Source organism: Lutaonella thermophila (assembly GCF_055387725.1).
Genome location: NZ_AP043783.1, coordinates 1,370,001 through 1,392,213 on the forward strand (window position 1 = coordinate 1,370,001; position 22,213 = coordinate 1,392,213).

Annotated in this window: 24 protein-coding genes and 2 rRNA genes (1 of these 26 running past the window's edge); 11 read left to right on the forward strand and 15 right to left on the reverse strand. The window is 34.1% G+C overall.

Going from position 1 to position 22,213, the window contains the following annotated elements; genetic code table 11:
• The 3 genes from ACZ5CF_RS06385 to trhA form a co-directional block, all read left to right on the forward strand.
• Nucleotides 1-1,684: ribosomal RNA gene (locus tag ACZ5CF_RS06385) — 23S ribosomal RNA — on the forward strand; it begins 1,145 nt to the left of the window's first position.
• A 78-nt stretch (nt 1,685-1,762) separates the two neighbouring features.
• Nucleotides 1,763-1,871: ribosomal RNA gene (rrf, locus tag ACZ5CF_RS06390) — 5S ribosomal RNA — on the forward strand.
• A gap of 312 nt (nt 1,872-2,183) precedes the next feature.
• Complete coding sequence (gene trhA / locus ACZ5CF_RS06395) at nt 2,184-2,807, forward strand: PAQR family membrane homeostasis protein TrhA (RefSeq protein ID WP_464578333.1); 624 nt, start codon at nt 2,184-2,186, stop codon at nt 2,805-2,807.
• On the opposite strand, the gene ACZ5CF_RS06400 is transcribed toward trhA, so the two are convergent.
• The 3 genes from ACZ5CF_RS06400 to ACZ5CF_RS06410 are packed head-to-tail and all read right to left on the reverse strand — an operon-like array spanning nt 2,804 to nt 4,637.
• Nucleotides 2,804-3,232: a DUF4268 domain-containing protein gene (locus tag ACZ5CF_RS06400; protein ID WP_464578334.1), complete on the reverse strand. Its 429-nt coding sequence runs from the start codon at nt 3,230-3,232 to the stop codon at nt 2,804-2,806. The genes trhA and ACZ5CF_RS06400 overlap by 4 nt on opposite strands.
• A gap of 2 nt (nt 3,233-3,234) precedes the next feature.
• Nucleotides 3,235-3,906 (reverse strand): ZIP family metal transporter, encoded by a 672-nt coding sequence (locus ACZ5CF_RS06405; RefSeq protein WP_464578335.1) that lies wholly within the window; start codon nt 3,904-3,906, stop codon nt 3,235-3,237.
• The gene (locus ACZ5CF_RS06410) at nt 3,906-4,637 is read right to left on the reverse strand and encodes a class I SAM-dependent methyltransferase (protein ID WP_464578336.1); all 732 of its coding nucleotides are present in this window, start codon (nt 4,635-4,637) and stop codon (nt 3,906-3,908) included. Before ACZ5CF_RS06410 ends, ACZ5CF_RS06405 begins: the two co-directional genes overlap by 1 nt.
• Before the next feature lie 57 nt (nt 4,638-4,694).
• Between ACZ5CF_RS06410 and ACZ5CF_RS06415 the strand changes: the two genes are divergently transcribed.
• Together ACZ5CF_RS06415 and ACZ5CF_RS06420 are read left to right on the forward strand one after the other, a co-directional pair.
• Nucleotides 4,695-5,861, forward strand: coding sequence for a THUMP domain-containing class I SAM-dependent RNA methyltransferase (locus ACZ5CF_RS06415; protein WP_464578338.1), 1,167 nt, complete (start codon nt 4,695-4,697; stop codon nt 5,859-5,861).
• The gene (locus ACZ5CF_RS06420; RefSeq protein ID WP_464578340.1) at nt 5,858-6,085 is read left to right on the forward strand and encodes a hypothetical protein; all 228 of its coding nucleotides are present in this window, start codon (nt 5,858-5,860) and stop codon (nt 6,083-6,085) included. The genes ACZ5CF_RS06415 and ACZ5CF_RS06420 overlap by 4 nt, the downstream gene beginning before the upstream one ends.
• Here the strand turns inward: ACZ5CF_RS06420 and ACZ5CF_RS06425 are convergent.
• From ACZ5CF_RS06425 to ACZ5CF_RS06445, 5 genes are all read right to left on the reverse strand, one after another.
• A complete protein-coding gene (locus ACZ5CF_RS06425; RefSeq protein ID WP_464578342.1) occupies nt 6,082-6,804 on the reverse strand; it encodes a DUF6048 family protein in 723 nt (240 codons plus the stop codon). The genes ACZ5CF_RS06420 and ACZ5CF_RS06425 overlap by 4 nt on opposite strands.
• Nucleotides 6,770-7,261, reverse strand: a complete 492-nt coding sequence (locus tag ACZ5CF_RS06430; RefSeq protein ID WP_464578343.1) for a DUF6452 family protein — start codon at nt 7,259-7,261, stop codon at nt 6,770-6,772. The genes ACZ5CF_RS06425 and ACZ5CF_RS06430 overlap by 35 nt, the downstream gene beginning before the upstream one ends.
• Before the next feature lie 13 nt (nt 7,262-7,274).
• A complete protein-coding gene (gene rlmD / locus ACZ5CF_RS06435; RefSeq protein ID WP_464578344.1) occupies nt 7,275-8,681 on the reverse strand; it encodes a 23S rRNA (uracil(1939)-C(5))-methyltransferase RlmD in 1,407 nt (468 codons plus the stop codon).
• 76 nt (nt 8,682-8,757) lie between these two features.
• Nucleotides 8,758-9,159: a response regulator gene (locus tag ACZ5CF_RS06440; RefSeq protein WP_464578345.1), complete on the reverse strand. Its 402-nt coding sequence runs from the start codon at nt 9,157-9,159 to the stop codon at nt 8,758-8,760.
• Nucleotides 9,160-9,215: 56 nt separating this feature from the next.
• A complete protein-coding gene (locus ACZ5CF_RS06445) occupies nt 9,216-11,498 on the reverse strand; it encodes a PAS domain-containing sensor histidine kinase (protein ID WP_464578346.1) in 2,283 nt (760 codons plus the stop codon).
• Nucleotides 11,499-11,849: 351 nt separating this feature from the next.
• Here ACZ5CF_RS06445 and rocD point away from each other — a divergent pair, with 351 nt between their 5' ends.
• Nucleotides 11,850-13,094, forward strand: coding sequence for an ornithine--oxo-acid transaminase (gene rocD / locus ACZ5CF_RS06450; protein ID WP_464578348.1), 1,245 nt, complete (start codon nt 11,850-11,852; stop codon nt 13,092-13,094).
• A 28-nt stretch (nt 13,095-13,122) separates the two neighbouring features.
• Here the strand turns inward: rocD and ACZ5CF_RS06455 are convergent, their stop codons facing one another.
• The 3 genes from ACZ5CF_RS06455 to ACZ5CF_RS06465 are packed head-to-tail and all read right to left on the reverse strand — an operon-like array spanning nt 13,123 to nt 14,067.
• Nucleotides 13,123-13,422, reverse strand: a complete 300-nt coding sequence (locus ACZ5CF_RS06455) for a CCC motif membrane protein (protein WP_464578349.1) — start codon at nt 13,420-13,422, stop codon at nt 13,123-13,125.
• Nucleotides 13,423-13,431: 9 nt separating this feature from the next.
• Nucleotides 13,432-13,758 carry a CCC motif membrane protein gene (locus ACZ5CF_RS06460; RefSeq protein WP_464578350.1) on the reverse strand — a complete coding sequence of 109 codons (327 nt, stop codon included), beginning with the start codon at nt 13,756-13,758 and terminating at the stop codon, nt 13,432-13,434.
• 3 nt (nt 13,759-13,761) lie between these two features.
• On the reverse strand, nt 13,762-14,067 hold the full coding sequence (locus ACZ5CF_RS06465) for a DUF2752 domain-containing protein (protein ID WP_464578351.1): 306 nt from the start codon (nt 14,065-14,067) through the stop codon (nt 13,762-13,764).
• A 69-nt stretch (nt 14,068-14,136) separates the two neighbouring features.
• On the opposite strand from ACZ5CF_RS06465, the gene ACZ5CF_RS06470 reads away from it, so the two are divergent.
• Nucleotides 14,137-14,334: a hypothetical protein gene (locus ACZ5CF_RS06470; protein WP_464578352.1), complete on the forward strand. Its 198-nt coding sequence runs from the start codon at nt 14,137-14,139 to the stop codon at nt 14,332-14,334.
• 6 nt (nt 14,335-14,340) lie between these two features.
• Nucleotides 14,341-14,880 (forward strand): Smr/MutS family protein, encoded by a 540-nt coding sequence (locus tag ACZ5CF_RS06475; RefSeq protein ID WP_464578353.1) that lies wholly within the window; start codon nt 14,341-14,343, stop codon nt 14,878-14,880.
• On the opposite strand, the gene ACZ5CF_RS06480 is transcribed toward ACZ5CF_RS06475, so the two are convergent.
• Nucleotides 14,877-15,395, reverse strand: coding sequence for a hypothetical protein (locus ACZ5CF_RS06480; protein WP_464578354.1), 519 nt, complete (start codon nt 15,393-15,395; stop codon nt 14,877-14,879). The genes ACZ5CF_RS06475 and ACZ5CF_RS06480 overlap by 4 nt on opposite strands.
• 92 nt (nt 15,396-15,487) lie before the next feature.
• Here ACZ5CF_RS06480 and ACZ5CF_RS06485 point away from each other — a divergent pair, with 92 nt between their 5' ends.
• A complete protein-coding gene (locus ACZ5CF_RS06485) occupies nt 15,488-16,636 on the forward strand; it encodes a cysteine desulfurase family protein (RefSeq protein ID WP_464578355.1) in 1,149 nt (382 codons plus the stop codon).
• Here the strand turns inward: ACZ5CF_RS06485 and ACZ5CF_RS06490 are convergent.
• The 3 genes from ACZ5CF_RS06490 to ACZ5CF_RS06500 are packed head-to-tail and all read right to left on the reverse strand — an operon-like array spanning nt 16,633 to nt 21,434.
• Nucleotides 16,633-17,268 (reverse strand): hypothetical protein, encoded by a 636-nt coding sequence (locus ACZ5CF_RS06490; RefSeq protein WP_464578356.1) that lies wholly within the window; start codon nt 17,266-17,268, stop codon nt 16,633-16,635. The two genes, ACZ5CF_RS06485 and ACZ5CF_RS06490, sit on opposite strands and share 4 nt — an antisense overlap.
• Nucleotides 17,268-19,730: a TonB-dependent receptor gene (locus ACZ5CF_RS06495; protein WP_464578358.1), complete on the reverse strand. Its 2,463-nt coding sequence runs from the start codon at nt 19,728-19,730 to the stop codon at nt 17,268-17,270. Before ACZ5CF_RS06495 ends, ACZ5CF_RS06490 begins: the two co-directional genes overlap by 1 nt.
• 9 nt (nt 19,731-19,739) lie before the next feature.
• Nucleotides 19,740-21,434, reverse strand: a complete 1,695-nt coding sequence (locus ACZ5CF_RS06500) for a M23 family metallopeptidase (RefSeq protein WP_464578359.1) — start codon at nt 21,432-21,434, stop codon at nt 19,740-19,742.
• A gap of 162 nt (nt 21,435-21,596) precedes the next feature.
• Between ACZ5CF_RS06500 and ACZ5CF_RS06505 the strand changes: the two genes are divergently transcribed.
• Nucleotides 21,597-21,884, forward strand: a complete 288-nt coding sequence (locus ACZ5CF_RS06505) for a hypothetical protein (protein ID WP_464578360.1) — start codon at nt 21,597-21,599, stop codon at nt 21,882-21,884.
• A gap of 13 nt (nt 21,885-21,897) precedes the next feature.
• Nucleotides 21,898-22,188: a cell division protein ZapA gene (locus ACZ5CF_RS06510; RefSeq protein WP_464578361.1), complete on the forward strand. Its 291-nt coding sequence runs from the start codon at nt 21,898-21,900 to the stop codon at nt 22,186-22,188.
• The last annotated feature ends 25 nt before the right edge of the window (nt 22,189-22,213 follow it).

Here is a 22,213-nt window from a genome sequence, read left to right on the forward strand (position 1 = left end):
TTTTGCATGGATAATAATCGGGCATTAAGTATACCACCGAAGCTATGGCTTCCGAAAGGAGGGGTAGGGGAGCATTCTATATGCGTTGAAGAAGAGCTGTGAGGCGATTTGGAGCGTATAGAAACGAAAATGTAGGCATAAGTAACGATAATGCGGGCGAGAAACCCGCACGCCGAAAGACCAAGGTTTCCTCAGCTATGCTAATCAGCTGAGGGTTAGTCAGGTCCTAACACGAACCCGAAGGGGGTAGTGGATGGGAAAGCAGTTAATATTCTGCTACCTGCATAACGCTAAAAGTGACGGAGGACAGAAGAAGGTGCGTACTGACGGAATAGTACGTTGAAGGGAGTGGTGACACCCCGATAGTACACTACGGCTTCGGCCACGGTGATAATCCTTTGTATGTACTTCCAAGAAAAGCGAGTTATGCAGCCTGTACCGTAAACCGACACAGGTGGTTGGGATGAGTATTCTAAGGCGCTCGAGCGATTCATGGCTAAGGAACTAGGCAAAATAGACCTGTAACTTCGGGAGAAAGGTCGCCTCCCTCCGGGGAGGCCGCAGAGAAATGGCCCAGGCGACTGTTTATCAAAAACACAGGACTCTGCTAAATCGAAAGATGATGTATAGGGTCTGACACCTGCCCGGTGCTGGAAGGTTAAGAGGAGATGTTAGCATTAGCGAAGCATTGAATTGAAGCCCCAGTAAACGGCGGCCGTAACTATAACGGTCCTAAGGTAGCGAAATTCCTTGTCGGGTAAGTTCCGACCTGCACGAATGGTGTAACGATCTGGGCACTGTCTCGGCCATGAGCTCGGTGAAATTGTAGTAACGGTGAAGATGCCGTTTACCCGCAGTGGGACGAAAAGACCCCGTGAACCTTTACTATAGCTTCGTATTGACTTTGGATAAGTGATGTGTAGGATAGGTGGGAGACTTAGAAGCAGCATCGCCAGGTGTTGTGGAGTCGTTGTTGAAATACCACCCTTTGCTTATCTGAAGCCTAACTCCCTTATGGGAGGACAGTGCGTGGTGGGTAGTTTGACTGGGGTGGTCGCCTCCAAAAGAGTAACGGAGGCTTCTAAAGGTACCCTCAGCACGCTTGGTAACCGTGCGTAGAGTGCAATGGCATAAGGGTGCTTGACTGAGAGACCTACAAGTCGATCAGGTAGGAAACTAGAGCATAGTGATCCGGTGGTTCCGTATGGAAGGGCCATCGCTCAAAGGATAAAAGGTACTCCGGGGATAACAGGCTGATCTCCCCCAAGAGCTCACATCGACGGGGGGGTTTGGCACCTCGATGTCGGCTCGTCACATCCTGGGGCTGGAGAAGGTCCCAAGGGTTGGGCTGTTCGCCCATTAAAGTGGCACGCGAGCTGGGTTCAGAACGTCGTGAGACAGTTCGGTCTCTATCTACTGTGGGCGTTAGAAATTTGAGTGGATCTGACTCTAGTACGAGAGGACCGAGTTGGACAAACCTCTGGTGTATCTGTTGTTGCGCCAGCAGCATTGCAGAGTAGCTATGTTTGGAAGGGATAAGCGCTGAAAGCATATAAGCGCGAAACCCGCCACAAGATGAGATTTCTTTAAAGGGTCGTGAGAGACGATCACGTTGATAGGCTACAGGTGGAAGTGCGGTAACGTATGGAGCCGAGTAGTACTAATAACCCGTAGACTTATCTAGCAGCTTTTTTGTTTTTGTTTTTTAAGTATAGTATCTCAATATGTACCTTATACAGGTGTTTAAAGCACTTGAAAGATTTAAGGTGGCTATAGCGATGGGGCTCACCTCTTACCATTCCGAACAGAGAAGTTAAGCCCATCAGCGCAGATGGTACTGCTTATTGCGGGAGAGTATGTCGCCGCCTTGTTTTAAAACCCTTCACTAATTTAGTGGAGGGTTTTTTTGTTTTTTGTATGGTGTGAGTTATGTTTTTTTTAAAGCAACTACTTTTACCTGCAAAAAAAGCTTTGTGTGAGGGGATAGAAGCGGTATCCTTTTGTTTTAAAAAAACAAAAGATTTAAGCGGATAGCCCGACCCGAAGGGACACACCCAAATAAATGAAAACGGATTTAGACAGCTACTTTTTGTTAAGAATATATGGGTTTTACTTGCGAAATTTAATAAGTTATACTTTCTTTTTAATTTTATACAGAATAGTAAAGAGTTAAATTTTTAAGCATGAACCAATCTAAAAGGGAAGAATTTTGGAATGTAATTTCTCATGCGATAGGGATATTATTTGCTGTAATTGGGTTGTTTATTTTACTTTTAAATAATAATGATAAAACTCCTTATAGTACTTTTAGCATTGTAGTTTACTCAGTGTCGTCGGTAATTTTGTTTTCTGCTTCTACAATATATCACGCAGTAACTAAAGAATCTTTAAAGAAATTTTGGAGGAAGATAGACCATATTAGCATTTATTTTTTAATAGCGGGCACATATACGCCGGTAAGCTTGATTACTTTAGAAAAAGAATCTGGTTGGTTATTGTTTTGGATTGTTTGGGGTATTGCTTTTGTAGGAACGGCATTGAAAATATTTTTTACCGGGCGGTATGAAATTTTATCTCTTGTGTTGTATTTATTGATGGGATGGTTAATAGTTTTTGATTTGAAAGCCTTATTGAATAATTTATCTGAAACGGGATTGTATTTATTGTTATTAGGAGGTGCTTTTTACACTTTAGGAACAGTTTTTTATGCAATAAAAAAAATACCATACAACCATGTAATTTGGCATTTTTTTGTTCTTGGAGGGTGTGTTTCTCATTATCTTTTTATATTACTTGAAGTTGTTTAGTTTTTAATTATATCTTGATATTCTAACCAAAACGCTTCGAATTTTACCATTTTTTGATACAAAAACTCCATAGTTTCTTGCCATGTGTTTTTGTTGTGAATGCACACATTGTTAAGCTGTGTGTAGATTCTTGAGATTTCTTTTCCGTTTTCTAATATATAGCAATCTTCAAATATTACATCCGGAATATACTCTTGTTGTAGTATAGTTTTTAGAGAGCGTACTTTTTCGTAGTACTTTATTCTGTTTTCCAGGTTAGTGTCTTCTATGTCTAGCGCTACAATTGCTTTTTTGGTATCAAAATAAAATTTAAAAGAGAAGTCTTTAATTTTAGTGTTGTAAAGAATCCACTTTCTTGGGAAAGATTTTCCGAAAGAAGTCCAAAATTCTTGTCGTATTCTTTTAGATTCTTCTTTACTAAACATATTTATAATATATATGCTATACTAATTGCCAGTACAATTGCAACTAATTTATTGAGATTAAATTTATGACCTTCTGAGCTTTCAAATAAAATAATGGTAGATATGTGTAAAAATGTACCAATTACAAGTGCATTTACATAAGGCTCTATATGTTGCAAGAGGTTAGTTTGATTTGTTATTATGGTTCCGAGTGGGGTCATTAAAGCAAAGAGTAAAAGTATTACCAAAATTTGCCATTTTTTTACGGCCGTTTGCATTAAAAAAGTAACAAGTATAATGGTTACCGGCAGTTTATGAACCAAAATACCGTACATAAGGTTATTATCTTGTTTTATAGGGAATCCTTCTAAAAATGCATGTATAAACAACCCAATTAATACAGACCACGGAATTGTTGTGTTTGTTGGTGTATGAATATGACCGTGTTCTACTCCTTTAGAAAAATACTCTAAGATTATTTGAAGTAATATGCCCAATAAAATAAAAAGGCCTACTACTTTTTCATGCCCAAAACTAAAAGCTTCCGGAATGATTTCGAAAATTGTGATAGATAGTAAAAAAGCACCACTAAAAGCTAAGAGTAATTTTGTGTTTTTGGGTTTGTTTGGTTTTATAATAAAAACAATTAATGCGCCAATAATAACTGCATAAATAGGGAATAAATACTTGTTCATTATTTAAAAATCATGATTAAGCGTTCTGAGCTTTCGGGTTTAAATTTAGTAAGTTTATAGTCTCCAAATATATCTAATAAATAAGCTCCTGCCTCATTAAAATAGTTTTCGAAATCTGAAAGTGATAACGCTTTTACTTTTTCTACATAAAAGTGATCTTGTTGGTTGTGTGTAAATTTAATTTCTTTAAACAAATATCCGTCTTTTATGTAGCGTTTTTGATGAAACTCTATTCCGTTTACGGTTTTTACATCTTCGGGTATTAAATTGGTTTTAACATACTCTATGTTTAAAAAATCTATAACGCCAAAACCAACTTTGTTTAAGTTACTTTTTATTGCCTTAATGGTGTTTAGGTTATCTGCTTCGTCATCAAAATAACCAAAACTAGTAAAGAGATTAAAAACAGCATCGAAAGTGTTATGAAATGGTTTTGTCATATCATGAATCACAAATTTAAGCGATTCATTTTCAAATTGTTTAGCATAGTTTATGCTATTTTCAGATAAATCTGCCCCAGTAACATTATACCCTAACGTGTTTAAATAAATAGAATGACGGCCTCTACCACATGCTAAATCTAAAATACTGCCACCCTTAGGAATACTAAGATATTGGGTTAAATTATCCATAAATAGTTTGGCTTCTTTATGGTCTCTGTCTTGGTAGAGTAAATGATAATATTCTGTATTAAACCACTTAGTGTACCAATTGTTAACTGCTTTTTGCATGAAAGTAACTTTAGGGTGCAAAATTAACGTATTTTTGCTTCTTTATAGGAAGAAAAAATGACTGATAATTATACCATGATTGCCAAAACATTATATGGTTTAGAAGATGTTTTGGTAAAAGAACTTAAATTACTCGGAGCTATTGCTCCGGAGAAAGGTGTTAGAAGCGTTAGCTTTAAAGGAGATAAAGGATTTATGTATAAGGCAAATTTGTGCTTGCGTACTGCACTAAAAATTTTAAAACCAATACATAAAGCCACCGTAAAAAATGAAAAAGATTTATACAACACTATATATAATATAGCTTGGGAAAATTACTTAAACGCAAATCAAACTTTTGCCATAGGTGCAGTTACGTTTTCTAAAGATTTTACGCATTCTAAATATGTTGCGTTAAAAGCAAAAGATGCTATTGCAGACAGGTTTAGAAAAGTTGTTGGAAAAAGACCTAATGTAGATGTTAAGTTCCCTGATTTGCAAATTAACATACACATACAACATAAAACATGTACAATTTCTCTTGATTCTTCCGGACGGTCATTACATCAAAGAGGGTATAGGACAGACACTAACAAAGCGCCAATTAACGAAGTGTTAGCAGCAGGAATGTTATTGCTATCCGGATGGGATGGACAATGTGATTTTTTAGATCCTATGTGCGGAAGTGGTACAATACCTATTGAGGCTGCTATGATTGCTTGTAATATTCCGGCTAACATTAACAGAAAAGAATTTGCTTTTGAAAAATGGAATGATTTTGACGCTGATTTATTTGATAAAATTGTAGAGAGCAGTTTAAACAAGGCTCGAGATTTTAAATATACTATTAAAGGATATGATAGAAGCTTTAGTGCTGTACGCAAAGCACGTGAAAATGTTAAGAATGCTAACTTGCAAGACTATATAACAATTGTAAAAGACGATTTTTTTGAAACCGAAAAGACTTCAGAAAATAAACTGCATATAGTGTTTAATCCGCCATACGGAGAGCGTTTACCAATAGATGTAAACTATTTTTATTCGCAAATTGGTAACACATTAAAACAAAATTACAGCAATAGTGAGGCATGGTTTATAACATCTAACTTAGAGGCTTTAAAGCATGTTGGTTTACGCCCAACCAGAAGAATAAAGCTTTTTAACGGGAAATTAGAAAGTAAACTTGTTAAATACGATATTTATAAAGGAAGTAAAAAAGCTAAGCAAAAATCTTTTAATATATGAAAGCAGAGAACAAAGCATTTGCTTTAAATTTTTTATGTTTTGCAGTACTATTTTTAGTAATGCGTTATGCGCTTGTTTTATTGTTTAACTTAACAAGTTTGTTTGGAGGCGTATTGGCTGCTGTTTTAGCAAGCATATTAGCGCCAAAATTTAAAGTTATAAAACAAAACAAAACCTCTAAAATGTATATTTCTTGGTTTTTTAAGAAAGGAAAACCGCTTTAGTTTTTTTCTTTTTTATATAACGGGATAAAATAAGATACGGTATAGTTAAAACTTACTCCAAAATTATTACTTAACGTAACTTTATTAAACCCCGGAATCCATAAATTAGGAAACTCGTCAGAAGCTTTATCGCTAATTAAATAATGCAGTCTAATACTTGCTCCAAAGTATAAGTTATTAAACATTTCTGCTTTTAAACCAAAAACAGCTTCTGCCCAGAGAGCATTAAGGTTTTTAAATTCTCTAAGTAAATCCGGATTATTACCGGCCTCTTGAGGTTCTTGCCAATAAGGTGTATCTGTAAAAAAAGAATATGAATTAAGCTCTTGACTAAAAGTACTTGCACTAATACGTAAACCGGTATAAATACTATTTTCCATCCCATACCAGTTTTCGTAGGTATTGTAGTCTAAACCTACTTTAAAATAGCTTCCTTTAGAGGTGAAATTAAATAAATCTTCTTGAGTTGTTTTTTGTTCTGTACCCAATTCTCCGGCTAAATAAAAACGCTTAGAGATTCTAATATCTCCTACTACTTCTAAACCGGTGTAATCGTCATCAAAAAAAGCACGTACCGGTTTACTAACATCTATTCCTATACGCAATCCGTAACGCTCTTTATAAACAAGTGTATCTTGTGAAGTTTGCGCTACGTTAAGTAATGGCAATGCAAAAACTAATAAATTAATGATATATTTTAATATGCGCTGATGTTTCATTTTCTACGTTCTGCTGCTGAATAATTATTTGTTTAATCCAATTGTCTGAGTCTGATGTAACCGAAGCATTTATGTTTGTGAAGTTTGCAATATATCCGCAAGCTCTAGAAATAAATACTTCTTTAACAGTATAGGTAAATGTTACCGTATCCGGATTTTTTACAACAGTTGTATCTGTTGATGCACCGTTTAAAGTAAGGGTAAAAGCTGTACTATTTTCTAAAGTTTTTAACGGTATAGCAATAGAGTCTGCACTTGCAACCGGAAAAAGTAATTCGTTGCCAACACCTTGTATCGTTAAATTGCTTACAGCTTTAGTTTGAGTAGTGTCTGTTTCATCATAAAATCTAACAATTAGTAGCGGAGTATTGCCTTCTACACATATATCATCTTTTTCACAAGAAGATATTGTCCCAATGCAGCATAGTATAAGTAAATAATACCAAATAGTTTTCATAATAAAAATTGGTCTATCGTTCTAAAAGTACAACATTTTCTACATGATAGGTTTGCGGAAACATATCTACCGGTTGAACTTTAGTTATTTTATAAGTTTCTTTTAACAGTGCTAAATCTCTGGCTTGTGTTGCGCTATTGCAGCTTACATACACAATTTTTTTAGGTTTTAGCCATAAAAGTTGTTTTACTACATCTTTATGCATACCATCTCGAGGCGGATCGGTTATTACAACATCTGGTTTTCCGTTGGCTTCTATAAAGTCTGTATTAAATACAGTTTTCATATCGCCTACAAAAAAATCAACATTTGTAATGTTATTTTCCTTTGCATTTTGTTTTGCAGCTTCTATGGCTTCAGGAACAGCTTCTACGCCTACAACTTTCTTTGCCTTTTTGGCTACAAACTGAGCTATAGTACCGGTGCCGGTGTATAAATCGTACACTAGTTCATTACCGGTTAGCCCTGCAAAATCACGTGTAATTTTATAGAGTTCTAAGGCTTGTTCCGGGTTGGTTTGGTAAAACGACTTAGCATTTATTTTAAATTTAAGTCCTTCCATTTCTTCTACAATGTAGTCACTACCATGGTAGCAAATTACATTTAAATCATAGAGCGTATCGTTTGCCTTATTGTTAATTACGTACAATAATGAGGTGATTTCAGGGAAGGTTGTTTTTATGTAGTCTAATAATTTAGTTTGTAGCGAATGGTTTTCTTCTCTAAACTGTATTAAAACCATTATTTGCCCAGTAGTGGTGGTCCTAATTAGTAAAGAGCGCAAAAAACCTGTTTGTGTTTTAGTATTAAAAAAAGTCATGTTATTGGCTACAGCAAAGTTTCTAACGGCCAATCTAATTGCGTTGCTGGGATTTTCTTGTAAATGACATTCTTTAATATCTAAAACTTTATCCCACTTACCAGGAATATGAAAACCTAGTGCATTTTTATCGGTTATTTCTGTGTTACTTTCCAGCTCTTCTTGTGTAATCCATCTACTATCAGAAAAAGAAAACTCCATTTTGTTTCTGTAGTAGTACTGTTTTTTGGAAGCTTTAATAGGAAATACTTCCGGGAGTGTTAACCCTCCAAGTCTTGTAAGGTTGTTTTCTACTTCTTTTTGTTTGTAGTATAATTGATGCTCGTAAGCCATATTTTGCCACTTGCATCCTCCGCAAACGCCAAAATGTTGGCAAAGAGGTTCTGTTCGTTTATTAGAATATTCATGAAAATAAATGGCTTTGCCTTCGTAATAATTTTTACGCTTTTTATAGGTTTCTACATCTACAATATCTCCCGGAACGGTGTTGGTTAAAAAAATAACCCTACCGTCTGGTGCTTTGGCAACGCTCTTACCTTTAGCCCCGGCATCTATAACAGTTAACCGGTTAAATATTTTACGATTTCTTTTTCTAGACATAGCGCAAAAATAGCGCATTTTAGAAGTTAGCTTGTAAAAGGGAAGAAAAAATTAAAAACTATCCTTAAATAAGGGGTTAGTACCCTTCGAACTCACTTACAATATTTTTTAAATTTTCTAATGTAATTGGTTTAATAATGTAGTTAGTAACGGCTTCGTATTCTTTAGCTTTTTGCATGTCTTTAGGGTCTGCAGATGAGCTTACAATAAAAATGGTGATTTTCTTTTTATTAGGAATTTTAATGAACTCCTCTAAAAATTCCCAACCATCCATTATGGGCATGTTTAAATCTAACAAAATAAGCTCAGGAACATCTATACCTGATTTAATAACGGGAGTGAGTTTATTTATAGCTTCCTGTCCGTTTCTAAACACCATAAATGAATTGCAAAAATCTACCACCTCCAGTATTTTTTTGGTGCCAAAAACAAAAATCGGATCATCATCTATGATGCAAGCTATATCTATTTTTTTCAAGACTGAAAAAAGTTGGTGTTTATGTAAATATAATCATTAATTAGTTGTAGTACTAATCATGAAGCAAGTTTAAGATATATTTTAAACTCTGTGCCAACATCTACTTGACTATTTACTTCTATTTTACCACCCATGGCTTCTACTTGATTTTTGGTAATAAAAAGCCCAATACCTCTTGCATTTTTGTTGTTATGAAAGGTTTTGTACATGCCAAATAGTTTTTTACCATGTTTTTCTAAGTCTATTCCTAAGCCATTATCTGTAATTTGCAGTACACAATAGTTGCCATCTATATAATTATTTATTGTTGCTCTAGATACCCGTTTAGGCGATCTGTATTTTATGGCATTGGTTAAAAAATTAATAATTATGCTCTCTAAATACGCCGGAATAGCCATTACCATAGTACTATTATTAGTTTTGTTTGTTATTGCGCAATTAGCATCTTTAGCCAAACCGCTAACATTTTCTAATGCTTTTTGTGCAAATTCATTTAGGTTTAATTTTTGAAGATTATCGTGAATTTTAGTGTTTATTACTACAACTTCATTTAAATGTTGTACGGTTTCATTTAAATTTTTAGAAGCATCTGTTAAATGACCAAAAAGCTCGTTGTTTACAACTAAATCCGGATATTCAGACTCGAATAAGCTTAACAGCATTCCAATGTTTCCGGTATGCGATCTTAAATTATGAGATACTATATGAGCAAAGTTTATTAGGCGTTTATTTTGATCTTCGAGTGTATCTAAAAGTTGTTTTTTTTCTGTTATATCTTGAATTTGAGATACAAAGTGAATAGGTTCACCTTTATCATTTTTAACCATAGAAACCGATAAATTAACCCAAACTATATCGCCATTTTTTGTAAAGTACCTTTTTTCTAATTGGTAACTGCTACGCTTTCCATCTATAAGCTCTTGTAGTAGGTTAAGGTCTAACGTTAAATCATCTGGGTGTGTAATATCTTGAAAGGTGAGTTTAAGCAATTCCTTTTTAGGATAAGCAACAATATCACAAACACTTTTATTTACATCTAACCATTTACCATCAAGCCCAACAAGAGCCATCCCAATAGATGAATACTCAAAAGTTTGTCTGAATTGTTCTTCTCTGAGCGCAATTTTTAGTTGTGATTTTTTTAACTCATCTATATCTTGAAACAGGCCGTAAAAACGTTTAATATTTTTTGTAGAGTCTATAATACCGATAGCTCTAACCCATTTTAAATTATTTTTATAGGTTTTAATTTGTAACTCTATATCATAATTTACACCATTGTTTATTGCTTGGTTAACAGCATCTTCAATTTTTTCTCTGTTTTCACCTTCAGGGTAAAAGTTAAAAGCATTCTCAAAATTAGGAGAAAAGCTGTCCGGTACTTCATGAATTTCCCTGGTAGTGTTACTCCAAAAAACTTCATTTTTTTCTAAATCTACTTCCCAAGTGCCAATTTTGGCAGCAGCATTAGAGCGCTCTAATAAATCTTTATAGTTTTCAAGTAAAAGCTCATTTTTTTTACGGTAGGTTATATCTATGTGAGAGCCTGTCATTAATAAAGGTTTTCCATCGTCTGTCCAACTAACAACTTTCCCTCTATCTACAATCCAAACACAGTGACCGTCTTTATGCTTCATTCTACCTTCATGCATATAAAGCTCGGTTTTCCCTTCAAAATGGTCTTGAAGTAATTTATTAGACTTCTCTAAATCGTCGGGGTGCGAATGTTTTACCCAAGTTTCTATACTAACAGGACTAATTTCTTCTAAAGTATAGCCAATAATCTCAGCCCACCGTTCATTAAATCTGGTTTCGTTGGTTTGAACGTTCCACTCCCAAGTACCTATGTTAGTACCTTTAATTATGTGGCTGTAACGTTTGTTTTGTAGGGCTAGTTTTTCTTGTGCTTTTTTTTGAGGAGTAATATCTATATGAGTCCCCAACATTCGGGTGGGTTTACCATTTTCATCTCTAATTACAACACCTTTACAGCGCACCCAAACAGTATGCCCCTTTTTGTGCTTGTACCTAACTTCTTGGTCGTAAGGATGGTTTGGGTCTTCACAATGTTTTATGAAATTATCGGTTGCAGTTTTTAAATCGTCCGGATGAATTATATTCTGCCAAGCAGCAGCTTTATGAGGCATTTTTTTTGGGTTGTACCCAAGGGTTTTCCAGAATTTATCATCCATCCATTCGTTTTCAGGGTTTTCTAAATCCCAATACCACATTCCGTCTAAAGCATTGCTTGTAATAAACTCAAAAATTGAGCTGTCTTTAAGCATTAAGGAATACAGTTCTTTTTTTAAATAATTATCTTTAGAATTGATTGAATACATTAGATTGGTGGCAGAAAGCGAAGTATTAAAGAGGTTAATATGTTACTAAAATAGACTTTATTTTTCGGAAAATCAATACAAATAATACGGTTTATCTTAAAAACAATAACATTAATCGGTATTTATTATTGTTTAATCGATGCTGTTTTTTTGTTGATTAAAGAATGTTTTAAAGGTTAAATTTTACTTCTAATAACTTTTACTGGTTAAGTATCAAGAAAAAAGCAACGTTAATACACTCATAAGAAACTTTAAAAAACCCAAAATATTTGCTAATTTGCGGGCGCTACAGGATGATTTCTCTCCTACTTAAGAAGGAATTGCGAAAGTTTTACCCTAAAAAATTACATTATGGCAGTTTTAGAAAAAATCACGTCAAAAGACGCCATTGCATTAGAAGATAAGTATGGAGCACACAACTACCATCCGTTACCTGTTGTTTTAAGTAAAGGAGAAGGTGTTTATGTGTGGGATGTAGAAGGAAAAAAATACTTTGATTTTCTTTCTGCTTATTCTGCAGTAAATCAAGGTCATTGCCACCCCAGAATTGTACAAGCAATGACCACTCAAGCACAAAAACTAACGCTTACATCAAGAGCATTTTACAATGATGTTTTAGGTAAATACGAGCAGTATACAACACAGTATTTTGGTTATGATAAGTTATTACCAATGAATACTGGAGCAGAAGCCGTAGAGACCGCAATTAAAATTTGTAGAAAGTGGGCATACGAGAAGAAAGGAATACCGGAGCACGAGGCACAAATAGTTGTGTGTGAAAATAATTTTCACGGCCGAACAACAACAATAATCTCTTTTTCTAACGATCCTGATGCTCGAAAAAACTTTGGGCCTTACACTCCCGGTTTCATTAAAATACCCTATGATGATGCAGATGCTTTAGAGAAAGTTTTAAAAGAACATAAAAATATTGCAGGGTTTTTAGTAGAGCCAATACAAGGAGAAGCTGGTGTTTATGTGCCAAACGAGGGCTATTTGGCTAAAACTAAAGCATTGTGTGAGGCGCATAATGTACTATTTATTGGCGATGAAATACAGACAGGTATAGCCCGAACCGGAAAATTGTTAGCTGTAAACCATGAAAATGTTCGTCCGGACATTTTAATTTTAGGTAAAGCACTAAGCGGAGGAGCTTATCCTGTAAGTGCTGTATTAGCTGATGATGAGATTATGAATGTAATTAAACCCGGACAACACGGAAGTACCTTTGGAGGAAACCCGGTGGCTTGTGCCGTTGCTATGGAGGCATTACAGGTTGTTAAAGATGAAAATTTAGCCGAAAATGCTGCTAAATTAGGAGAGCTTTTTAGAGCCGAAATGAATAAGTACATTGCAAACAGCTCTATTGTAAAGTTAGTAAGAGGAAAAGGACTTTTAAATGCTATTGTTGTAAACGATAGTCCTGAAAGTGATACAGCCTGGAATATATGTTTAAAACTAAGAGATAACGGTTTGTTGGCAAAACCTACTCATGGTAATATTATTAGATTTGCTCCACCGTTAGTTATGACAAAAGAACAACTTTTAGAATGTGTAGATATTATCACTAAAACCCTAAAAGAGTTCGAAAAATAGAAAAAAAAGCTGCCTTTTGGCAGCTTTTTTAATAACTATAATTTTCACCAATAAAAAATGCCATAATCACTCCAAAGTAAATAATAAAAAACACTAACATTAGTAAGCCTAATACTAAGCCAATCCAAGACATTACTTTGCCAACACTAACGTTATTGTAGCCAATATACTTACTCGGGTTATCTTTATAAATAGTATTTGCTTTTTGAGCGTAAATTAGTCCAATAATACTAAATATTATACCAAAAGGGCCACAGCAAAAAAGAGTACCAACCAAAGAGCTAATACCCATGGCTAAAACTAAATCTGAATATGGTAGTTTTTGCATAGTAATGGTTTATTGAAATTGTTCTAGCTGTCTTTGGTACTCTTCTATATAAGCATCTATACCTCCTAAAGAGATTATGTAAACTACAGCTATTATTAAATTAATGGCAGCTAATATTAGTCCGATGATGGCAATAATTTTTGCAGTTTTTAACTGACTGTAGTTACTGTATAGCTCCGGATTTTGTGCATATAATTTTTCGTCTTTATTTACAAAAAAATAGGCTATCCCAGAAAAAAGCAAACCGCCAATACCAGAAGAGCAGCAACAAGCAATGAAAGAGATAATTCCCAATACTAAAGAGAGGGTTACATTAGGTAGTTTTTGTTGTTCCATGCTTTAGTTATATAGTTTTAAAATGTAATTGGTGAGTATAATGGTTAGGTTAATTACTGCAAGAGTAATTATAATTTTATTAGCGTATTTTACCGTATAAAATTTGTTAAATGCTAAAAAACCAAAAAGTAATAGCAAAGTGTAAATTGCCGGATACATTGCAAAAGCTGCTCCAAACTCACCTTTAAATAGCAGTACAACAGCTCTTTGGATACCACAACCAGGGCAAGCAACTCCAAAAAGTTTTTTATTTAAACAAGGCAGCATGTAAGAATCTGCATTTATAAATAAAGAAAGTGCGGTATGCATGGTTGTATTGGTAGTACAATTTCGTTCGTATAAAAATACAACTATTTTTGTAACACTAAATATTATAAAATGCGGTCTATTTATTTAAACTTACTAAGTATTGTTTTAGGAGTTATTTTGGTTTGGAGTTTTTTAAACAAAGAAGGTTTTTTATATGTGTTTGCAACTGTTATTGGTTTTGTGTTAATTATGTTTGGGTTATACAAAACAACAAAGTTTACACAAGCTAATAAAACTGATGCTGACAACAACACAGAAGAAAACTAATTAAAAATGGGTTTTGCAATAGGCGATAAAGTAGAGACTATTGATGATAATTTAACCGGAATTGTTACTAAAATAACAGGAAATGTTATTAGCATAGAAACAGATTTTGGGTTTGAATTAGATTTTAAAGCTCATGAACTGGTTAAAATAGAAAACAACCAATTACTTAAAAAAGTTTCTACGGCAGATGTTAAGCATAAAATTTCGTCCGAAACACAAAACACCAAAAGAAGAGTTGTAAAGAAAAAAGAAAAGAAAGAACCCCCAATGCAAGTAGATTTACATATAGAGAAGCTGGTAAAATCTACAAAAGGAATGACTAACCATGATATTTTAACCTACCAAATAGAAACAGCTAAACGCAAATTAGAGTTTGCCATACAAAATAGTATTAAACGTGTTGTATTTATACACGGAGTAGGAGAAGGGGTTTTAAAAATGGAGCTAGAATATTTACTGGGGCGCTACAATGTATCTTTTTATGATGCAAACTTTAAAACCTATGGTTTTGGTGCTACGGAAGTCTATATTTATCAGAACAATTAGTTTTCTACTTGGGTAGTAACCGTACCAAACTCAATTTCGTTTAAATCTGTAATTCGCTCACCTTCACTATTAATAAAAGTTAGATTGCTTAATGTTATGGTATGATTGTAACTTGTTGTAGTGCCTTCTGCTACAGCTTCTGTATAAACGTTTACAATACCGTCTTTAGCCGACACTTCTTCAACCACAACAGGGTTTACCGGAGGGATATCGTCACAAAAATAACCTTTAGTAACAGTGTTGTTAAACACTCTGTACACTAAGGTAGTGCTAGAACCTATTGTTGCGGTACGAGGTTCGTTTTCAGGTGTTTCTTCGTTTTCTATGAGTCCGCTTTGTAGGGTAAGTACAAGTGCTTCTTCAGTATTAATTTTAAAAAATACGTTTGTTTCTGTAGTTACTTCACTACACGTTTCTACAGAAGCGTTAGAGAAATCTATAGTCTCTATTTGCAAGTCGCCATCATCACAAGAAAAAATCAAAAAAAGTGCTAAAAAGAATACAATTTGTTTCATAACTATACTTGCATTGTATGGCAAATGTAATAGAATACAGGTTTATTAAGAAGTATAACAATATTATTTTTTAAAGTTTTATTTTTGCGCTTATGAGAAAAGTGTACTTAGATAGCGCAGCTACCACTCAGGTTAGAGAAGAGGTAATAGCATCAATGCAAAAAGCATTGCAAGAACATTACGGAAATCCCTCTTCTACACATAGTTTTGGCCGTTCGTGCAGAAGTATGATAGAGCGTGCCAGAAAAACAATTGCAAAACAGTTAAATGCTCATCCTTCTGAAATAATATTTACTTCTGGAGGAACCGAAGCAGATAACATGATTTTGAGGTGTGCTGTTAGAGATTTGGGAATACAGACCATTATTACGTCTAAAATAGAGCACCATGCAGTGTTACATACTGTAGAGCAATTGGCGGTAGAATATAATGTTACAGTACACTATGTAGATTTAGACGAAAAAGGTTTTGTTAAGATTTCTCATTTAGAGCAATTATTAACACAAGACTCTTCAAAAAAATTGGTGAGTTTAATGCATGTTAATAACGAAATTGGTAACATGCTTGATATAGATACAGTAGCCAATTTGTGCAAAGAAAACAATGCATATTTTCATTCAGATACGGTACAATCTATTGGGCACTTTGAGTGGGATGTGCAAAAAACAAAAGTAGATTTTATGGCTGCTGCTGCCCATAAATTTCATGGGCCTAAAGGTGTTGGTTTTGCATACATTAGAAAAGATTCCGGTTTAAAACCACTTATTTTTGGGGGCGGACAAGAAAGAGGATTTAGAGCCGGTACAGAAAGCTCACATAATATTGTTGGTTTAGAAACAGCTTTTGTAGAAGCTTACAAAAATTTAGACCAAGAAAAAGCCTATGTAACCAATTTAAAACAGTACTTTATTAATAAACTTACAGAAGCAGTACCGGAAGCTAAGTTTAATGGTGGGTGTGCAGATTTAAACCGTAGTACCTACACCTTAGTTAATGTAAGTTTACCATTTACTGCAGAAAAGGCACAATTATTACTCTTTAATTTAGACTTAAAAGGGATTGCATGCTCTAAAGGAAGTGCTTGCCAATCTGGAAGCAATATGGGCTCTCATGTTTTAAGAGAAATCCTTACTGAAGAAGAATTACAATACCCGTCGCTACGTTTTTCTTTCTCTAAATATAATACTAAAGAAGAGTTAGATTACGTAGTACAAGTACTAAAAGAACTTTTAAATAGTTAATTTTTATCGTAAGGAAATTTTCTAGCAGCTTGTTTCATCATACTTTCTATGATGGCTTGTGTGTTTTTGCCAGATTTTCGGGTAATGGTTTTTTCGTATTTCCAGAGTAATTTGCCGGTTGCGCCATCACTTATTTTAATGGCAATTCGGCCGTAATCAGACTTTCCAGTTAAATAATCAATTAAATTAAAATTATCAGAAACACCCTTAGAAATTAAGGCGTTAAGAGTTAAGTTTCCGCTAATTACTGCATCTACACCTAAAATTTCGGCAAGCTCTTGGGTAGTATAAACATCTATGTTTTGGTATGTAATATTGTTTTTTTGTAAGCTGGCATTGGTGGCTGCTATATCTTGAAAACTAACCGATAGCTTTTTTCTTTTTTTTCTTTTTAAAAAATAAGTTTCTAAAGCATTTTGTACTGCATAACCTTCTGTTTCTTCAAGTTCTTTTAATTGGTTTTCAGAAATGGCTTCGTCAGAAAGATGCAGTGTTGCTAAAAAAGGTATAATTGCTATGGTTTTATGATTTTTGCTAAGAGATTTAAAAGCAGCACTTTCGTAAATTGTTTTTTGGGCTAAGCAAAAAGAATTAACACTGAGTAAAAGTATAAGTACGTATATTTTTTTCATTACAACTGCATATTCAATTTCACATTAAACACTCTACCGGTCATAAAATTTGGTATTCCAAACTGCTGTTTACTATACACATCTCTAACCCATGTGTTAGTAATTGCATTTTGGACGTCAAAAATATTGAATATTTCGAACCCAACACTCAGTTCTTTAAATTTATGTAGCCAATGCCCTTTTTTAAATTGATTGTTATAATCTGTTAGCACATACCAAATACCTAAATCAGCTCTTTTGTAATCGCGCAATCTGTTTTGAAACAAGTACGGATTAGCATAGCTGGGAGAGCCTCCCGGCAAGCCGGTATTATACACCATATTTAAATACATTTTTAGTTGAGGTATGTTGGGTACGTAATCCTGGAATAAGAGAGCAAACTTTAAACGCTGATCTGTTGGTCTGGCAATATACCCTCTGTTATTTAAATTCTCTTGAGTTTTAAGATACCCAAAACTAAACCAAGATTCTGTACCCGGAACAAAAGCTCCGTGCAAGCGTAAATCTAATCCGTAAGCATATGCTGTTGCGTTGTTGTTTGCTCTATACCTAACCCTCACATTTTCTACTGTGTAGGTGTTTACATTGTTTAGTTTTTTGTAATAGGCTTCAGATATGAGCTTAAAAGGACTTTTCCATAGCGTGAAGCTATATTCGTGTCCGGCTACAAAATGTATGGATTCTTGAGCCTTAACATCCGGTACTACATTGCCGGTACTGTCTCTGAGCTCTCTGTAAAAAGGCGGTTGATGATACCACCCACCGGAAAGTTTAAAAACCATGTCTGTTTCCCAGTTAGGCTTAAAAGAAATTTGAGCTCTCGGACTTATAGTAAAATCTGATGAAGATTGATTGTTTTGTGCAGATACATTCCAAAACTGAGTTCTGGCACCAAGATTTATGTAAAGTTTTTGATTGTTAAAACCTAACCTTTTAGACCATTGTGTAAAACCAGATACTCTGTTTATAGTTGTATTGTTTTTTGCTCTAATATTTTGGTAAGGAGTTAGCGGAGCAACAAAGGGTTGGTAGGGTTGGTTGTTATTAAATTCTGCTAATGGAGGCCTAATAGAAAATCCTGTAGAATCAATAACTTCCCATTCAACAATTCTATCATTTATTGCTTCGTACGTAAATGTTGCTCCCCATTCTATTTGATTGTTATTTACTTGATAGTTCCCTTTATGAGTGATATTAAAAATTGATGCGTTTACTGTATTACGACCATGATTTAATTGAGAGCCAATTCCTTGAGAAAATGTAACCTGACCCAAATCATCCGAGCTAAAATCTGTATTAATATCGGCTAATTCATATTGGGCCAGCAAATCAAAATACTCTCTTTCTGTAGTTACATATCCTGATGCTATTAGTTTTAATGTAAGGTTTTTATTAGCAAAATATGTTGCTTTAAAAGCACCTAAAGCAGTTTTATAAGCATCGTCTTCTTTACCTTGATAATTAATAATTAATGCAACAGGATTTAATAACGATCCAAAATTGGTTTGCCTTGTTAATGGTTTGTATTTATATCGATTTATAGATGCTGTGCCCAGAAAATTAAATTCTAATTGGCTTGAGGCTCTATAAGTTGTATAAGATTGAAAATCTGCAAAAAGCGGATTAAAGTCTGTTTGTGTTTCTTTACTGTTTACTAATAAACTATTATCTCTGTACCTAATTCCGTTAATGCTTAACCATTTTCCGTTTTTATTCTTTGTGGCCAATGTAGCGCTCGCACCAAGTAAACTGGCAGCTATTTGCGTGTAGTTAACATCAGGAATTTTATAGGTAATATCTAAAACAGACGATAGTTTGTCGCCGTACTTAGCTTGAAATCCACCGGCAGAAAAATATATATTCTGAACCATATTAGAGTTAACAAAACTTAACCCTTCTTGTTGTCCGGAGCGAATTAAAAACGGACGGTAAACTTCTATTTCGTTAACATAAACAAGGTTTTCATCGTAATTACCACCTCTAACATTATATTGTGTACTAAGCTCATTGTTATTACTAACTCCGGGTAGTGTAAGCAGTATGTTTTCTACACCTGCATTCGCACCCGGAATTTTTCTTAGTTGTTGGGGTGTAATATGAGTAACACCTTGAAGTAGTTTATTTTGATTTGCTACAAGTGTTATCTCTGAAATTTGTGCAATTTGTGTTTTTAGTACCGGATTAAACTCAAAATCTGCACCGTCTTTTAAAGTAATTGTTAGGGTAATGTTTTTGTATGAAACATGACTAAAAACTACTTGTATACTTTTGTTTGTAGGTAAATTTATACTATAAAACCCGTTAATGTTGCTTACAGTGCCATTACCGGCAGATGTGCTAATATTTACATTACTTAGCGGTTGGTTATTTTCGTTTAATACTACACCTTTAAGCGTAGCATTTTGAGCTTGTACACTTAACAAAGAGGCGCAAAAAACAGTAAGAAAAAGAAAATAACGCATTAAGTGTTTTTATTTTTTATAAAAAACGCAAGAGTAGGTAGTTGTGTTGCCCACATTATCTGAAACAACCACTCTAAGATTATATTTTGTGTTTTTAAATGTTTTATCATTAAAATTATACTTTAAAGTTGCTGTTTTAGGATCGTACTCCATTAAAATCCATTCTCCATTCAGGTAAGCATTATAAGTAGCAATTCCGCTTAAATCGTCTTTAATTTTAAGAGTTAAGTAATTGTAGTTAGATAACCATTTATTAGGCTTAAAGTTCTTAGGTCTAATTGTAGGTGCAATAGTATCTGTACTAAGAGTAAACTTACCCAAGGTTTTAGTACGGGCGCTAAAGGTGTTGTTTCTTTTGTATGTTTTTAAAAATACAGGTTCATTTTTATTATTTAAATACGCTATAAACATTTTTTCGCGCTCTTTATGGCTGTATTTGGCTACGTTAAAAGTAATGGTAAAATTTCTGTGAACAGGAACTTTATTATTATGAACAATAATTGTATCTGAATTAGATAATAGTTGTAAGTTTTGGTTTTTATAAAATGTTCCGGCCGGAAAATACACGGTTGCAATACCTAAATTATAACTATTGGGTTGGTTAGAAATCAAGTAGGTGTTTGCAGGTTCGGGTTTAGGTGTAGTTAACACCTCTTGCGCTTTACCTTCAACAGGAATATTAATAGTGGTTTGATTGCCATAAATATCTTTAACTAAAAGCTTTATGTTGTAAAATTGCCCGGGGTTAACAGTAAGTAATCCGTTTCCGTTTTTAGTATTGTACACACTTAATTTACTGTGAGGCTGTTTAAAACAGTATTGTATTCGTCTTTTGTCTTCTATGTAATGTTCGTAATCTATAAGCGTATTAATATATCGTGTTTCGGTAAAAGAAAACGAATCAAAATTATATGAAAAATGAGGCGTACCATTAACAAGCATTTGTACTTGGTAAACTCCATTTTTGTTGTATGCCAAATCTTGCCTGTCGTAGGTGTTAATTCCAAATCCAATTGTACCCAAAGCAGTTACTTTACCAGCCTCTAAGCTACCTGAAGGAGTTCTGTTAAGAGGTATCCTAACTTTTTTGGCAGATTGGTTAACTTGTGAATTTTCTCCAACAGGATAAGCGTATAGCTCTTGTACCATGGGACTTTGGGTGTCTTTAACATCAAAACCAAAAAACAAAGGATTAATAGGTTTTTGTGTTGCAGTATTTCTAATTTCAAAATGCAAATGCGGCCCGCCAGACCCTCCGGTGTTACCACTGTAAGCAATAACATCACCTTTGTTAACTTTTAGTTGAGTTTCATCAGGAAATAACTCAATTTCAAACGTTTCTTGCTCGTATTGTTTTTGTTTTATGTAGGCTTCTATTTCTGGAGAAAATTTTTGTAAATGCGCATAAACAGAGGTGTAGCCATTAGGATGTGCCACATAAATAGCTTTACCGTAACCCCATATAGAAATTTTAATACGGGTAACAACACCATCGGCAATTGCATATACCGGAAGCCCTTCTCTTTGTTGAGTTTTTATATCTATTCCTGAATGAAAGTGATTAGAACGTAACTCTCCAAAAGTTCCCGATAAAATTAACGGAATATCTAAAGGTGATCTAAAATAGTTTTCCGGATAATTATATTGAGCAATACAGGTAATGTAGCTACTAACAAAAAAGCAAAGCAAGAAGAGTGTTCTCATAGTAATAGGCTTCGAGACTAATGTATAAAATTTAAAACAATCTTATAAAAAACAAATACATAAAACAAGCGAGTTTTATAGGTAAGAATATTTTAACAAAAAATATTGCGAACTATGCTAAGGTATGTTACCTTTGTAAGTAACATGTATTGATTTTGCAATATGAGCGATATCTCTGAAATTGTGGATGTTCTAGAAAATCGTATTAGCAAATTGCTTCATAAATTAGAATTATACAAGCAAGCTAATGGTAAATTACAAGAGCAAGTAGCAACTTTAGAGAACCAGAAAGTGCAACTTGAACATGAAGTTGCAGACTGGAAAGAAAAATACGAATCGCTTAAGTTGGCAAGCTCAATACTTGGCAGTAATGAGAAAAAAGAAGCTAAGCTAAAGATAAATGCTTTAATTCGGGAATTAGACGAATGTATATCGCAATTAGCCGAATAGCTGTTAAATACATATGGATAACAAGCTTAAAATTAAACTTACTATTGCAGACAGAGTATATCCGTTAACCATTAACCCCAGTCAAGAAGAGGGGCTTCGGAAAGCTGCAAAAAAAATAGAAGGTTTAATTAAGCAATTTGAGCAAAGTTATGCGGTACGAGATAAACAAGATGTATTGGCTATGTGTGCATTGCAATTTGCGTCTCAGTTAGAGCAAAAAAACATAGATATAGATAATGATGTAGCTCAAGCTAAACAACGTCTTGAAACCTTAAATAAGCTTTTATCTGAGCATCTTAGCTAACGTTCTTTAAATACAATATTTATTA

What these genes read in the sequence shown, in the direction of transcription:
- trhA (WP_464578333.1), top strand. Translation starts at nt 2,184, where the DNA reads ATGAACCAATCTAAAAGGGAAGAATTTTGGAATGTAATTTCTCATGCG.
- ACZ5CF_RS06400 (WP_464578334.1), bottom strand. Translation starts at nt 3,232, where the DNA reads ATGTTTAGTAAAGAAGAATCTAAAAGAATACGACAAGAATTTTGGACT.
- ACZ5CF_RS06405 (WP_464578335.1), bottom strand. Translation starts at nt 3,906, where the DNA reads ATGAACAAGTATTTATTCCCTATTTATGCAGTTATTATTGGCGCATTA.
- ACZ5CF_RS06410 (WP_464578336.1), bottom strand. Translation starts at nt 4,637, where the DNA reads ATGCAAAAAGCAGTTAACAATTGGTACACTAAGTGGTTTAATACAGAA.
- ACZ5CF_RS06415 (WP_464578338.1), top strand. Translation starts at nt 4,695, where the DNA reads ATGACTGATAATTATACCATGATTGCCAAAACATTATATGGTTTAGAA.
- ACZ5CF_RS06420 (WP_464578340.1), top strand. Translation starts at nt 5,858, where the DNA reads ATGAAAGCAGAGAACAAAGCATTTGCTTTAAATTTTTTATGTTTTGCA.
- ACZ5CF_RS06425 (WP_464578342.1), bottom strand. Translation starts at nt 6,804, where the DNA reads ATGAAACATCAGCGCATATTAAAATATATCATTAATTTATTAGTTTTT.
- ACZ5CF_RS06430 (WP_464578343.1), bottom strand. Translation starts at nt 7,261, where the DNA reads ATGAAAACTATTTGGTATTATTTACTTATACTATGCTGCATTGGGACA.
- rlmD (WP_464578344.1), bottom strand. Translation starts at nt 8,681, where the DNA reads ATGTCTAGAAAAAGAAATCGTAAAATATTTAACCGGTTAACTGTTATA.
- ACZ5CF_RS06445 (WP_464578346.1), bottom strand. Translation starts at nt 11,498, where the DNA reads ATGTATTCAATCAATTCTAAAGATAATTATTTAAAAAAAGAACTGTAT.
- rocD (WP_464578348.1), top strand. Translation starts at nt 11,850, where the DNA reads ATGGCAGTTTTAGAAAAAATCACGTCAAAAGACGCCATTGCATTAGAA.
- ACZ5CF_RS06455 (WP_464578349.1), bottom strand. Translation starts at nt 13,422, where the DNA reads ATGCAAAAACTACCATATTCAGATTTAGTTTTAGCCATGGGTATTAGC.
- ACZ5CF_RS06460 (WP_464578350.1), bottom strand. Translation starts at nt 13,758, where the DNA reads ATGGAACAACAAAAACTACCTAATGTAACCCTCTCTTTAGTATTGGGA.
- ACZ5CF_RS06465 (WP_464578351.1), bottom strand. Translation starts at nt 14,067, where the DNA reads ATGCATACCGCACTTTCTTTATTTATAAATGCAGATTCTTACATGCTG.
- ACZ5CF_RS06470 (WP_464578352.1), top strand. Translation starts at nt 14,137, where the DNA reads ATGCGGTCTATTTATTTAAACTTACTAAGTATTGTTTTAGGAGTTATT.
- ACZ5CF_RS06475 (WP_464578353.1), top strand. Translation starts at nt 14,341, where the DNA reads ATGGGTTTTGCAATAGGCGATAAAGTAGAGACTATTGATGATAATTTA.
- ACZ5CF_RS06480 (WP_464578354.1), bottom strand. Translation starts at nt 15,395, where the DNA reads ATGAAACAAATTGTATTCTTTTTAGCACTTTTTTTGATTTTTTCTTGT.
- ACZ5CF_RS06485 (WP_464578355.1), top strand. Translation starts at nt 15,488, where the DNA reads ATGAGAAAAGTGTACTTAGATAGCGCAGCTACCACTCAGGTTAGAGAA.
- ACZ5CF_RS06490 (WP_464578356.1), bottom strand. Translation starts at nt 17,268, where the DNA reads ATGAAAAAAATATACGTACTTATACTTTTACTCAGTGTTAATTCTTTT.
- ACZ5CF_RS06495 (WP_464578358.1), bottom strand. Translation starts at nt 19,730, where the DNA reads ATGCGTTATTTTCTTTTTCTTACTGTTTTTTGCGCCTCTTTGTTAAGT.
- ACZ5CF_RS06500 (WP_464578359.1), bottom strand. Translation starts at nt 21,434, where the DNA reads ATGAGAACACTCTTCTTGCTTTGCTTTTTTGTTAGTAGCTACATTACC.
- ACZ5CF_RS06505 (WP_464578360.1), top strand. Translation starts at nt 21,597, where the DNA reads ATGAGCGATATCTCTGAAATTGTGGATGTTCTAGAAAATCGTATTAGC.
- ACZ5CF_RS06510 (WP_464578361.1), top strand. Translation starts at nt 21,898, where the DNA reads ATGGATAACAAGCTTAAAATTAAACTTACTATTGCAGACAGAGTATAT.